Source organism: Nonomuraea deserti (assembly GCF_004348685.1).
Taxonomy (GTDB): domain Bacteria; phylum Actinomycetota; class Actinomycetes; order Streptosporangiales; family Streptosporangiaceae; genus Nonomuraea; species Nonomuraea deserti.
On record NZ_SMKO01000252.1, the window covers coordinates 1 to 13,001 of the forward strand.

Annotated in this window: 10 protein-coding genes; 4 read left to right on the top strand and 6 right to left on the bottom strand. The window is 73.2% G+C overall.

Features of this window, described 5'->3' with window-relative positions; all coding sequences use genetic code 11:
* Positions 1-79: 79 nt before the first annotated feature.
* From aztC to aztB, 3 genes are read right to left on the bottom strand one after another with little or no spacing between them, the layout of a single operon-like run.
* Positions 80-994, bottom strand: coding sequence for a zinc ABC transporter substrate-binding protein AztC (gene aztC / locus E1292_RS45800; RefSeq protein ID WP_132606071.1), 915 nt, complete (start codon positions 992-994; stop codon positions 80-82).
* Positions 991-2,148 (bottom strand): PQQ-binding-like beta-propeller repeat protein, encoded by a 1,158-nt coding sequence (locus E1292_RS45805; RefSeq protein ID WP_132606072.1) that lies wholly within the window; start codon positions 2,146-2,148, stop codon positions 991-993. The genes aztC and E1292_RS45805 overlap by 4 nt, the downstream gene beginning before the upstream one ends.
* A complete protein-coding gene (aztB, locus tag E1292_RS45810; protein WP_132606073.1) occupies positions 2,145-2,987 on the bottom strand; it encodes a zinc ABC transporter permease AztB in 843 nt (280 codons plus the stop codon). The genes E1292_RS45805 and aztB overlap by 4 nt, the downstream gene beginning before the upstream one ends.
* A gap of 50 nt (positions 2,988-3,037) precedes the next feature.
* Between aztB and aztA the strand changes: the two genes are divergently transcribed.
* Positions 3,038-3,802: a zinc ABC transporter ATP-binding protein AztA gene (gene aztA / locus E1292_RS45815; protein WP_132606074.1), complete on the top strand. Its 765-nt coding sequence runs from the start codon at positions 3,038-3,040 to the stop codon at positions 3,800-3,802.
* Positions 3,803-3,865: 63 nt separating this feature from the next.
* Here aztA and E1292_RS45820 read toward each other — a convergent pair whose 3' ends face one another.
* Positions 3,866-4,972, bottom strand: coding sequence for a WD40/YVTN/BNR-like repeat-containing protein (locus E1292_RS45820; RefSeq protein WP_132606075.1), 1,107 nt, complete (start codon positions 4,970-4,972; stop codon positions 3,866-3,868).
* On the opposite strand from E1292_RS45820, the gene E1292_RS51910 reads away from it, so the two are divergent.
* Both E1292_RS51910 and E1292_RS45825 read left to right on the top strand, forming a co-directional pair.
* Complete coding sequence (locus E1292_RS51910; RefSeq protein WP_165975091.1) at positions 4,953-5,120, top strand: hypothetical protein; 168 nt, start codon at positions 4,953-4,955, stop codon at positions 5,118-5,120. The two genes, E1292_RS45820 and E1292_RS51910, sit on opposite strands and share 20 nt — an antisense overlap.
* Positions 5,107-6,117 carry a helix-turn-helix transcriptional regulator gene (locus E1292_RS45825; RefSeq protein ID WP_246090832.1) on the top strand — a complete coding sequence of 337 codons (1,011 nt, stop codon included), beginning with the start codon at positions 5,107-5,109 and terminating at the stop codon, positions 6,115-6,117. The genes E1292_RS51910 and E1292_RS45825 overlap by 14 nt, the downstream gene beginning before the upstream one ends.
* 24 nt (positions 6,118-6,141) lie before the next feature.
* Here the strand turns inward: E1292_RS45825 and E1292_RS45830 are convergent, their stop codons facing one another.
* Positions 6,142-9,480 (bottom strand): BTAD domain-containing putative transcriptional regulator, encoded by a 3,339-nt coding sequence (locus E1292_RS45830; protein WP_165975092.1) that lies wholly within the window; start codon positions 9,478-9,480, stop codon positions 6,142-6,144.
* A 411-nt stretch (positions 9,481-9,891) separates the two neighbouring features.
* Between E1292_RS45830 and E1292_RS45835 the strand changes: the two genes are divergently transcribed.
* Complete coding sequence (locus E1292_RS45835; RefSeq protein ID WP_132606078.1) at positions 9,892-10,263, top strand: cupin domain-containing protein; 372 nt, start codon at positions 9,892-9,894, stop codon at positions 10,261-10,263.
* A 148-nt stretch (positions 10,264-10,411) separates the two neighbouring features.
* Here E1292_RS45835 and E1292_RS45840 read toward each other — a convergent pair whose 3' ends face one another.
* The gene (locus E1292_RS45840; RefSeq protein WP_132606079.1) at positions 10,412-12,856 is read right to left on the bottom strand and encodes an ATP-binding protein; all 2,445 of its coding nucleotides are present in this window, start codon (positions 12,854-12,856) and stop codon (positions 10,412-10,414) included.
* Positions 12,857-13,001: the final 145 nt, after the last annotated feature.

Genomic DNA, 13,001 nt, shown 5'->3' on the forward strand with positions numbered 1-13,001 from the left:
CCGCCAGCAGGGCGGCGGCGGCGATCAGTACGGGAACGGATGTCCTGCGAGTCAACGGTGTGCCTTTCTCTTTTGGGGTTCAGCGGCCGTTGAGGCCGTCGACGATGGCTTTCGTGTTGGTGCGGACCATTTCGAGGTAGGTGGTGGCGCCCGCCGTACTGCTCAGCGACTCCGAGAACAGGGGGACGACCTTGACCCGCACGCCGGCCTCGGAGGCGAGCACCTGGGCGAGCCGGTCGGGCCGGGAGGAGTCCGCGAAGATGGCGTTCACCTTCGTGCGCTGGACGGTGAGCTTCAGCGACTGCAGGTCCGAGGCGCTCGGGGAGGCCAGGGTGGTGCCGCTGGGGATCACCGCGCCGACGACCTCGAAGCCGTAACGCTGCGCGAAATAGCCGAGGACATGGTGGTTGGTGACGAGCTTGCGCGCGGCGGGCGGGACGGTCGCGACCTGCTCCGCCACCCAGGCGTCCAGCCGCTCGACCCGCTCGCGGTAAGCGGTGGCGGCGGCCCGTACGGCGGCCGGATCGGCGCCGTCCACGTGCGCGATGATCTGCTCGGCGATCAGGTCGACGGCTCTGGCCATGCGCCGCGGGTCGGTCCAGAAGTGGGGGTCGAACTGCCCGGCGCTCTCGTCGCCGGCGAAGCGGAGGGGGTCGACGCCCTCGGCGACGGCCAGCGTGGGCAGGCCGGCGTCCGCGGCGGCCCGTACGTTGCGCAGGACGCCCTCCTCCAGGCCGAGCCCGTTGTGGACCACGAGGTCCGCGCGTTCGATCAGCGCGGCCTCCTGGGCCGAGACGCCGAACGAGTGAGGGTCGGAGTCGGGCTTCATCAGCACGGTCACCTCGGCCTCGCCGCCGGCGATGGCGCGGGTGACGTCGCCGAGGATGTTGGTGGTGACGACCACCCGGGGTCCCTGCGCGTCCTGGGCCGCACATCCGGTCAGCGCCGCCAGCACGACGGCCGCCACGGCGCAGGCGGCCCGGCATGCCCTCATCGCCCGGTCTCCGTCATGTGCGCGGGCGCGAAGCCGGGCTCGAACGTGCGGGCGTGCCTGAGGCCGTCGTTGTAGTCGATCTCGTGCACGGTCCGGCCGGCGGGGTCGTTGACGTACGCGCGGGCGGCGTCGACCTCGACGGCCGGCGCGCCGGTCGGCGGCGTGCGGAGCAGCGCGGTCCTGGCCTGCTCCTTGCCGGAGCCGGGGTCGTACGCGTGCAGCATGCCGTCACCGGTCAGGACCAGGACCGGCATCCCGTCCCCTGCGGCGTTGACCGCCACGGCGGGCCCGGTCCTCAGCCGCCGCCACGTCCTGGCGGTGACGTCGAGCACCCACACGCCTGCGTCGCCGGCCTTGGCCGCCAGGATCGTGCTGCCGGGCCGGTGCCGGAACTCCGTGGCCCGCCGGTCCTCGGACGGCACCCGCGGGTAGGGGATCCGCACGCTCTCGAACGCGCCGTCGTCCTCGGTGACGAGCAGGGCGCCGCCGGCGCAGCCGATGATGACGCCGCGCCTGGTCACCGCCGTTCCCGCCGCGTCCTCGCAGGCGCCGATGGCGGGGCCTGGTTCGCCGGCCCGCGTCATGAGCCGCACCTCGCCGCCGCGGGCCACGATCACGTGCTCCGCGTACGGCACCGCCGCGTCGGCCGTGAACCTGCCGGTTTCCGCCAGTTCGCCCTTCTCCATGCGGGCGCGGTCGAGCAGCCTGACCGTGCCGTCGGAGGAGCGCACGGCGGTCACGGCGGCGTCGCCGGCGACGGTGTACGGAGGCCGCCCGCGCAGCGTGCCGAGGTCGCGGGCCGCCGCCCGGTAGTAGTGCACGTGGTCACCGTGGTCGACGGTCCACGCGCCGGTGTCGATCACCCGGAGCCCGCCCGTGGCGGTGGTGAGGTAGGCGAAGCGGCCGTCACCGGTCACGCTCTCGACCTTCTCGACGTCGGCGACGGGCGCCACTTTGCCGGTGAGCAGGTCGAGCAGGCGCACGGCGCCCGCCCGGTCACCGGCCAGCAGCAGCCGGGACTGGGGTTCCGGCATCTCCTCGGCGCCCTGGACGTACCCGTGCGGGGTGGAGGCGGCCCTGCTCTGCTGCGGTGGCCGCCCGCATCCGGTCAGCAGGAGCAGCCCGGCGAGCGCCGCGGCGACGGCGGTTCTCATGACGGCGCTCCCGTACGGGCCGCGAGCCGGTGTCTCAGCAGGCCGGCCGCGGCGGAGACGAAGAACAGCGCCACGGCGGCGGCGGCGATGGTGGCGCCCGCCGCCGTCGCCGCGTGCCACGAGACGACGAGCCCGGTCACGGTCGAGACGATCCCGAGCAGCGCCGCCCCGAGCATGATCTTCGGGATGGCCCGCGCCCACAGCGCCGCCGCGGCGGCCGGCGCGATGAGCAGCCCGAAGACCAGCAGGGTGCCGACGATGTGGAACGAGGCGACGATGGCGACCGTGACCAGCCCGACCAGCAGCACCTGAGCCGCCCCCGGGCGCAGGCCGAGCGTGTGGGCCTTGCGGGGATCGAACGCGAGCGCGACGAACGCCCGGTGGCCGAGCGCCGCCACCACGACGGTGACCGCGAGCGCGACGCCGAGGCCCGCGAGGTCGTCCCTGCCGACCGCCAGCACGTCGCCGAACAGGAACGCGGTCAGGTCGACGGCGAACGACCGGGAGTGGGAGACGACGATCACGCCCAGCGCCAGCATCCCGGCGAAGAGCAGGCCGATGCCGGTGTCCTGCGACAGCCGCGGCGACCTGCCGAGCACGCTCACGCCCAACGCCATCCCGGCGGCGCTGAGCAGCCCGCCGACGAGCACGTTCACCCCGGCCAGGGAGGCGAGCGCCACGCCGAGGAGCATCCCGTGGGACATCGCGTCGCCGAGGAAGGCCATGCCGCGCAGCACCACCCACGTCCCGGCGACCGCGCAGATGAGGGAGACCAGGATGCCTGCCCAGAGCGCCTGCCGGACAAATGACACCTGGAAGGGATCAAGCAACCAATCCATGGACAATTACACTACAATGAAAACCATTGTCATTTCCAAGGAGGTCGGCCATGAAACTTCGCGATGCGGTCGCGATCCATGACGTCGTGGCCGGATACGGCCGCAAGAGGGTGCTGCACGGGATCTCGGCCGGGCTGCCCGCCTCGGCGGTGACGGCCGTCGTCGGCCCGAACGGCTCGGGCAAGTCCACGCTGCTCGGCGTGCTCGCCGGCGTCATCAGACCGGCGCGCGGGCGGATCGAGCGCGACCGGCGGCGCCCGGGATACGTGGTTCAGCGCAGCGCGGTGCCGGACGCCCTGCCGCTCACGGTCCGCGACGCGGTGGCGATGGGCCGCTGGGCGCTACGCGGGCCGTGGCGGCGGCTGACGGCGGCCGACTGGGCGGTGGTCGACGCCTGCATGTCGCGCCTGGGCATCCTCGACCTGGCCGGGCGGCAGCTGGGGGCGCTGTCGGGAGGGCAGCGCCAGCGCGCGCTGGTCGCCCAGGGCCTGGCCCAGGAGCCAGGGTTGCTCCTGCTCGACGAGCCGGCGACGGGGCTCGACGTGGAGGCCGGCCGTCTCATCGGCGGCGTCGTCGACGAGGAGAGCGCGGGAGGCGTCACGGTGGTCCACGTCACCCACGACCTGGCCGCGGCCATGGGCGCCGGCCACTGCCTCCTCCTCGACGGTGGCCGGCTGGTCGCGCAGGGCCCTCCCGGCGAGGTCCTGACGCCGGAGGCGCTGCGGGAGGTGTTCGGCGGCCCTCATCCACAGCCTGTGGGCAGGGTGACCGCGCCTCCCCAGGCCACCGCCATCACCCTGGAGCCGGGACGGTGACGGGACTCGTGCGGCGGTCCCGGCCAGGCCCAGGGTGAATGGCGGCGTCTCTCGTGGGGGCGGTCAGACCTCTTCGGCCACCCCCAGGTACATCACCCCGGAGTTGGCGGGGTTGTAGGCGATCGCGGTGACCCGGTCGTAGGCGTTGTGCTGGGTGGTGACGCGGTCGTGCCAGGCGTCGTACCTGTAGATGTCGGTGCCGAGCGAGGACCATCCGGTTCCCCACACGAAATAGAGCACGCCCGGGTCCTTCGGGTGGGCGGAGAGCAGCGGCCCGTTGGGGATCGTGATGCCGGGGCCCTGGTCCACGACGGGGGTGAAGTGGCGGCCTCCGTCCCCCGAGCGGTAGATGTGCCGGCCGCCGGACGGCGCGCCCGAATACAGCTCGTCGATGTCGAGGCCCATCACGTACACGACGTTCGGCGAGGCGGGTGAGATCGCGGCGCTGAACACGTTGACCTTCCCGCCGGTCGAGCTCAGCCCCTTCGACGTGGTCCAGGTGCGACCGCCGTTGTAGGTGACGCTGACCCCATCGCCCGACGCTCCCAGCACCACGTGGTTGAGGTTGTGCGGGTCGAACGCCGCCGTGTAGACGCTGCGCAGTTCGTCCTTCTCCCAGGCGGGCACGCCGATGGGCTCCCACGTGCGCCCGCCGTCGCGCGACTCGTGCAGCTGCCCCTCGGCGTCGGCCACCCGCAGGTGGTCGCCGTGGCGGCGGTCGGTGCCGAGCCCGGCGAGCCCGCCGGCGGGTGAGGTGAGCGGCGTGACCCCGTCGGGCGTGGCGAGCGAGAGGTGACCCTCGCGGTCCCACGCGTAGGCCCGGTCGCCGCGGGCCGCGGTCAGCTCGATGTTCGAGCCCGCCACCTTGCCCACCGGTTCCCACGTGCAGCCGGCGTCCGACGAGCGCGACAGCTGGTTGTTGGCCAGGGAGAGCAAGGTGTCAGGGCGGTCGAGCGTGACAAGGCCCCACGTGTAGACGACCGGTTCCAATGTCTTGCTGGTCGGTGTGATGGTCTTGCCTTCGTCCCGCGTGTACGTCACCGTGCCGTCGCCGGTGACGGTCTCGCAGGAGGGCTGGTGCCAGCGGCCGAAACCGTCAGCGGTGGCCGGCGTCGCGGCCGACATGAGCGCGAGCGCGGCCGTCAACCCGATGGCGAAAGACTTCTTCAAAGCTGCCTCCCTGGCAGGCATGGGTCAGGAACAACAACAGGTCCATGTCCGTCCTACCGGTGAGTGGATCGCCGAGGCCAGCGCAGCGGTTGGCATCTTTGCGACATTTCATGAATATGCCATGCTTATGGATCGTGAACCCGCATGACAACGCGCTCGCGGCGGTCGGCGTCGACGCCGAGGACGAGCAAATATACCGTGACCTGTTGCGCCGGCCGCGCGCGACCCTGCACGAGCTGGCCGCGCACACCGGGCGCACCACGGTGGCCCTGCGGCGCGCGTTCGCCCGGCTGGAGGCGCTGGGTCTGGTCAGCCGCATGGCGGGGCGTCCCGTCCGGTTCCTGGCGACCCGGCCGGACGTGGCGGTCTCCGCCCTCATCTCGCGAAGGGAGGAAGGGCTGGCGCAGGCGCGGCTCGCGGCGCTGGCGATGCTCGCCGAGACCCCGCGCACGCAGAACCACTCACCCGAGGAGCTCGTCGAGGTCGTCCAGGGCCGGGCGGCCGTGGTCCAGCGGTTCACGCAGCTGCAGCAGGCCGCGACCGGGGAGATCCTGGTGCTGGACCGGCCGCCGTACGCGCAGGACCCCAGCGAGCAGAACGTCGCCGAGATGGAGCGCCTCGCGCACGGCCTGCAGGTCCGCGGCATCTACGACGCCTCGGCGCTGGAGGTCCCCGGCAAGCTGCGCCTCGCCCAGGAGTCGGTGGCCGCGGGCGAGCAGGCCAGGGTCAGCCCCGAGGTGCCGATGAAGCTGGCCATCGCCGACCGGCGGACCGCGATCCTGCCGCTGAGCACCGACGAGTCCGCCCACGCCGACAGCGCGGTCATCGTGCACTCCTCGACGCTGCTCGACGCGCTGGTCGCCCTGTTCGAGGTGCTGTGGAGGTCGGCGCTGCCGCTGCCGGCCAGACCGCTCGACGCGCCGTCCGGCGGCCCGGCCGACCTTCCCGACCCTGAGCTGTTCACGCTGCTGGCGGCCGGGCTCAAGGACGAGGCCGTGGCGCGCCAGCTCGGCGTGAGCCTGCGTACGGTGCACCGGCGGGTCAGCGAGATGATGGAGCGGCTAGGCGCGCGCACCCGGTTCCAGGCCGGGCTGCTCGCCGCCCGGCGCGGCTGGTGGGGCGACGACGGTCGCCGGCACGGCTAGAGCCGCCGCCGTCGCCGTCCGGCCTCAGGCGGTGACGGCGAGCGCCGCCTCGACGGCCTGCTCGTACCAGCCCGTGGCGCCGATGCCGGCGAAGATTTCCGCGGCCTGCCGGAAGCAGCCGATGCTCTCCCCGCCTCCGAGATGCCCGAGCGCGAGCAGGATGCGGCCCTCGATCAGCCTGTCACCCACCTGGCGGGCGATCCGCAACGCCCGGTGCAGGTCGGCGGCGGCCGCGACCAGCTCTCCACAGCCGAGCCGCGCCTCGCCCAGCGCGTGCAGCGCGTACGCCTGGCCCACCAGGTCGTTCAGGTCGACGGTGATGGCCAGGGCCTGCTCGCCGTCCCTGACGGCCTCGGCGTGCAGGCCCTGGCGGCGGCGGACCTCCGCCCTGCGCTTGAGCAGCTGAGCCTCGCTCAGGGCCCGTTTCGTGCTGATGGCCAGCGCACGATCCAGCAGCCGCCCCGCCTCTTCCAGCCGGCCCTCGAGCATGTGCACGTGCGAGAGGAAGCCCAGTCCGTGCGCCAGCGCCATGACGTCGCCCACCTGCTCGAACAACTCCAGTGCGCGTTCGATCTCCGCCTTTCCCCTGCCGAGGTCCCCCTGGGTGATATGGACGGTGCCGAGGTGGCGGAGCACGATGGCCTGGCTGGGCACGTCCGCCAGCTGCTGGAAGAGGCCGAGCGCCGCGCACAGGAACTCGGTGGCCTGCGGCAGCCGCCGGAGGGTGAGGTTGAGCGAGCCGATGGAGTAGAGCATGGCGGCCTGGCCCGGCAGGTGCGAGGCGGCACGGCAGGCCTCGAAGGCCTTGGTCGCCACCGCCTGCCAGTCCGCGAAATAGGCACGAGACTCGAACATATGCACGTAACTGGCCACGAGGTCGCGGCTCAGGTCGGCGAGCCCCAGCTCGGCGCACTGCGACACCGCGGCGACGAGCGTCAGCCGCTCGCTCTCCAGCCACGCCAGCGGGTCGCTCAGCATCACCGCCAGAGCCGCCTCGTCGGGCAGCCAGCGCGGCGCGTCGCCGCGCGGAACCCTGCTGTACTGGTGGCTGAAACGCAGGTCGCGCGCCTTCTCCGCGAGGCCGAGCAGCCCGCTGAAAGCCCGGCACAGCGCGGCCGGCGCGGCGCCGGGCGGCTCCCCGCCCTCGGCCTGCTCGCGGGCGAACAGGCGTATCAGGTCGTGGAAGCGGTAACGCGGCTGGCCGGCCCCGTCGCTCCCGAGCGGCTGCAGCAACTGGGCGTCGACCAGCTGTTCGAGCAGCTGTTCCGCGTCGTGGACCGACGTGTCCAGCAGCGCCGCCGCCAGCCAGGGCGCGAACCCGGACGGAGTCTCCACCATCGCGAGCCAGCGGAAAGCCAGGGCGGCGCGCTCCGACAGCTCGCGGCACGACAGCTCGATGCTCGCCCTGACCTCGAAGTCGCCCCGGCTGAGCTGGTCCAGCCGGTGGTGTTCGTCGGCCAGGCGCGCGACCATCTCGGCGAGCGACCACCGCGGCCGCGCCGTCAGCTTCGCCGCCGCGATGCGCAGCGGCAGCGGCGACCTGTCGCACAGTGCCGCCAGCCGGGTCGCCGCCTCCTGCTCGGCAGACACCCGCTCGGCCCCCACCACGCGTTCGAGCAGTTCGACCGACTCCTGCTCGGTCAGGACGTCCAACGGCACCTGCAGCGCGCCGTGGCTCACCGTCAGCCCCTCCAACCGGCGCCGCGAGGTGACGATCACGCAGCAGCCCGGCGTGCCGGGCAGCAGCGGGCGCACCTGGGCGGCCGTCTCGGCGTTGTCCAGCAGGACCAGCACCCGCCTGCCGTCCAGGGTGCTGCGGAACAGCGCGGTCCGCTCCTCCAGCGCGGGCGGAACCGCCGTCCCCGGCACCCCGAGCGCGCGCAGGAAACGTTCCAGGACGGCCGACGGCTCCGCCGACCTCCTGTCGCGGTCGTAGCCGTGCAGGTTCGTGAACAACTGACCGTCGGGGAACCGGCCGGCGACCTCGTGGGCCCACCGCAGGGCGAGCGAGGTCTTGCCCACCCCCGCGGCGCCGCTGATCACGGCCACCGGCAGGCCGTCCCGGTCCGGGCGCGTCAACCGGTCGAGCATCCGGATCTGCGGCGTACGGCCCACGAACGCGGACACGGCGGGCGGCAACTGCGCCGGCCGTACCGTAACCGCCGGAGCGGGCTGGTCGGCCTGAGCGCCGGACGCGTCGGGTTGCGCGGTGGACGTGCTGGGCGGCGCGGTTGACGTGCTGGGTTGCGCCGCGGACGCGGCCGGTGGCACGGGACCGCCGGGGTGGCCTGGCTGCGCGGTGGAGGTGCCGGACGGCGCGGTCGACGTGATGGGCTGCGCCACGGACGCGCCTGGCTGCGCGGTGGATGTGTCGGATGTCGTGGTCGACGTGCCTGGTGGCGCGATGGACAAGCCGGGCGCACCGGACGGGATGGTGGATGTACCGGGTGACGATTCGGACGTGCCGGGTGAGGTTCCGGTACCGGGTGACGTTCCGGAGATGCCGGGTGACGCCTCGGATGTGCCGGGTGACGTACCGGAGGTGCCGGGCGACGTACCGGAGGTGCCGGGTGGGGTGGTGGACGTGCTGGGCGGGGGCGCGGGTGAATCCTCGTGCGCGGCGTCGGCAGGGGGCGGTCCTGCCAGGATCGCCTGTTGCAGGTCCCGCAGGGCCCGTCCCGGCTCCAGGCCGAGCTCGTCCAGCAGATGCCTGCGCCCCTGCCGGTAGCTCTCCAGCGCGTCGGCCTGCCGCCCCGAGCGCCACAGCGCCAGCATCAGCCGTTCGCGCAGCCCTTCGCGCAGCGGGTGCTCCTCCACCAGCCCGGCCAGCCGGGCCACGGCCTCGCGGGTACGGCCGCAGGCCAGCTCCGCGTCGGCCCATTCCTCGGCGATGTCGAGCCGGGCGTTCTCCAGGCCGCGGGCAGCGGCGGCGATCTCGGTGGTGTCGATCTCGGCCAGCACCGGGCCGCGCCACAGGTCGAGCGCCCGTGCCAGCGCGGCCGACGCCTCCTCCGGCCGGCTCGCCCGGCGAGCGGCGGCGGAGTGTTGCCGCGCCTCGTGCGCGTCCACCCATACGCCGTCGGTGAGCAGGCGGTAGCCGACCCGCTCGGTGACGATCAGCTCCGCGTCCCGGCCGGCGGCCTTGACCGCCTTCCGCAGCGTGTGCACGTGGATAGCGACCTGGTTGCGCGCCGATCCGGGCAGGCGGTCTCCCCAGATCGCCGTCACCAGCCGCTCGAGCGGTACGATCCGCCCGGCGTCCAGCAGCAGCGCGGCGAGCAGCGAGCGCGGCCGCGGGCCCCCCAGCTTGACCGGACGCCCCAGGCAACTCGCCTCCAGTGGCCCGAGGATCCGGAATTCCATCTGAGTTGTCATGTCAATCCCCCGTCGACCGTTCGATTGTCGTCTCCCCCTAGCGCTCCGGGCCTTTCATGAATCGGTTCGAAATCGCCTGTAAAGCCCGGGCACTTAGCCTCGCATCTCGGCCTGGTTTGCCGTACCAGTTACGTAACAGGGAGGCGCCGCGGGGGACGCCGGATCGTTGGTCGGCATCGACGGGCGCCGCGCTGGTGACCGTGTCCGGCGCGCCCGCTCCGGCGCAGGCCGGGAGCGGAGGTGAGGGCCGGCGCCGGAGGCGGCAGGACCCATCAGGTCGTGGTGCCCACCCGTGGTCGGTGCGAGGGCCGGGGTGGCGATTCCGGGCGATGAGGTTTACCGGGCCCTGCGATCAGGCAGGAGGAGAGCCCGTACGAACCCCTAGAGCAGGAGCTGACCGTGCACCACTTCACCATCGCGACCGTCGCCGAGGAGAGCGCCGACTTCCGCCGCGTGCTGTGGACGGGGGAGAAGAGCCAGCTGGTGATCATGACCATCCCGCCGGGCGGCGAGATCGGCGATGAGGTCCACGAGGGCATCGACCAGCTCCTGACGTTCGTCTCCGGCGTGGGCGAGGCCCGGGTGGGCGGCGAGACCCGGGAGGTACGGCAGGGCGACCTGGTAGCCGTCCCCGCCGGGACCCGGCACAACTTCGTCAACACCGGCGTGAACCCGCTGGTCCTCTACACCGTGTACGGCCCGCCGGAACACGCCGACGGGGCCGTGCACAGGACCAAGGAGGAGGCCGACCGGGCCGAGCACGCCGCCTGAACCCGCCGGAGCACCGTCGACCCGCGCCCTGCCGGACCTGCCGGACCTGCCGGTGCACCGTCGACCCGCGCCCTGCCGGACCTGCCGGACCTGCCGGTGCACCGTCGACCCGCGCCCTGCCGGACCTGCCGGACCTGCCGGAGCAGCGTCAACCCGCGTTCCGCCGGAGCTCGCGGAGCTCGCGGAGCTCGGCCCAGGCGTCCGCGGCCTTGGTGTCGCCGAGCTCGGTGAACGTGTCGAACGCCTGCCGCCAGGCGACCTCCGCGGCTCTCATGTTCCCTCCGGCGCGGTAGGCGAAGCCCAGGTTGAGCTGGGCCGCCGCCTCCCCCCGCGCGCTCCTGATCGAGCGGGCGATGGAGATCGCCTCCAGGTGGTTCCTGATGGCGCCGGCGTGGTCGCCGGAGGCGGCGTGGGCGCGGCCCAGGTTGGTGAGGTTGGTGGCCTGGACGAAGAACGCGCCGCTGCTGCGGTTGATGCCGAGCGCCTGGCGCCAGCACTCGATCGCCGCGGCGTAGTGGCCCAGGCCGAAGTGGGCCTCGCCGAGCGTGTCGAGGACGTGGGCCCGCCCGCGCTCGTATCCGGCTTCGCTGGCCAGGGCCAGCGCCTGCTCGCACTGCGCCCGGGCCGTGCGGTAGTCCTGCTGGTCGACGGAGACCATGGCCAGGTTTCCCATGACCTTCGCCTCGCCGCGCCGGTCGCCGCACTCGCGGAACGCCAGCGTCGCCTGGCGGTAGCAGCGGTTCGCCTCCTCGGAGAGCAGGAGCTCGGTGCAGGTGTTGCCCATCGCGCTGAGCAGGTGTCCGGCCAGTTGGGGGTTCCCGATCCGCGGTACGGCCTTCATGGCGGCTTTGTGGCTGTCGAGCAGCTCGTGGTAGCGCTTGTAGTGGGCCAGGAAGCTCTCCATCAGGTAGGCGATCTGGCACGCCGCGAGGGGGGCGTCGTTGGCGCATGCCCACGCGGGCAGCGCGGTGAGCGTCTGGTGTTCCAGCTCGCACCAGCGCAGGGCCGCCGGCAGGTCGGGGAAGGCGACGGGCTCCACGGGCGCGTCCAGCTCGGCCAGCCGCACCATCGGCGCGCGCATGCGGTCGGGCGCGAAGGCGGTGTCGGCGGCGTACAGGCAGTGGATGAACCACGTCAGCAGCCGCGCGACCGCCGCCTCGCGGGCCGAGGGCGGGTCGAGGCGGCGGCTCTCGCCCGCGGCGTAGGCACGCACCAGGTCGTGCACGTGGTAGCGGTCGCGGCCCTGGTGCTCGACGAGGTGGGTGGACACCAGCCGGTCCAGGTGGCGGCGCGCCTGCCGCGTGGGCAACCCTGACAGGGCGCTCGCCGCCGCCAGCCCGAAGTCGACGCCGGGATAGAGCCCGGCCACCGCGCGCAGGATCCACTGGGTGTCCCGGTCGAGGCGCTGGTAGGACCAGGACAGCACGGTACGCAGGTCGGAGTAGGCGTCGTCGCCGCCGTGGAAGGATTCGAGCCGCTCGTGGTCGCGGGCGATCTCGTCGGCGATCTCCGACAGGTGGATCTCCGGCTGCCTGGCGATGCGTTCGGCGATGATCCGCAGCGCGAGCGGCGAGTGGTCGCACAGCCGGGCGAGCTCCTGTACGGCGGAGTCGTCGCCGGTGATCGTGGCCCGGCCGGAGAGGCTGCCGAGCAGCGCCACCGACTCCCGCAGGTCGAGCGGGGGCAGGCAGAGGCGGGCGGTGGCGTCCCTGGCGGCCAGGCTGCGCAGCTGGTCGCGGCTGGTGACCACGACGCAGCCGCCGGCGGGCAGGAGGGGACGGACCTGCTCGCTGCTCAGCGCGTTGTCCAGCAGCATGAGCAGTCGCCGGCCCGCCGTACGGGTGCGGAACAGCGCCGAGGCGGCGGCCGGATCCTCCGGGATCTCCTCGGGCGGCACGCCCAGGCCGCGCAGGAGCGTGTTCAGCGCGCTGATCGGCTCCAGGGGGTCGAGCGTGCCGAAGCCTCTGAGGTTGACGTAGAGCTGCCCGTCGGGGAACGCCTCGGCGACCGTCGTGCACCACTGGACCGCGAGCGTGGTCTTGCCGATGCCCGCGCTGCCGACGATGACCAGCACCTTGGGGTCGGGCTCCGCGGGGGATCCGTCGCCGGCGAGGACGTCGTCCAGCGCGCCGAGCTCCTTGCTCCGGCCGACGAAATGAGCGGCGTTGGGCGGCAGTTGCCGCGGCACGGTCGCCAGGGGCGGCGGCGCATCCCTGGTGCCTGTGCCGGTGCGGGTGCCGGTGCGGGTGCCGGTGCCGGTGCCGGAGCTGGTGCCAGTGCCGGAGCTGGAGCTGGTGCTGGTGCCGGTGCTGGTGCCGGTTATGGGGGCGGCGCCGGGCTGGATCTGGCGCACCGCCTCGTACAACCGGGCCTGCTCGCCCGCGTCCAGGCCCAGCGCCTCGGCGAGCAGGTGCACGGACGTGCTGCGCGGGCGTTGCGGCGCGTCGAGCTCCAGGCGGCGGATGGTGCGCACGCTCAGGCCCGTGCGCTCGGCCAGCTGCTCCTGGGTCAGCAGCGCGCGCTCGCGCCAGGCTCGCAGCAGCGTCCCCAGGGTCAGGCCGGCGTGGGCGGCGTCGCGTAGTCCCGCCGGCATCACCCCGTCTCCGGCCGGTCGCGTCCAGGGCGCACGATCGAGTTCCGTAGCTTCATGGCAAGGTGTCCTTCTTGTGAAGCTTTCAGGGCACGTAAGGTACGACCGAGCGTGACGCTACCCAGCCCGGCTTGACGCGATGTTGACC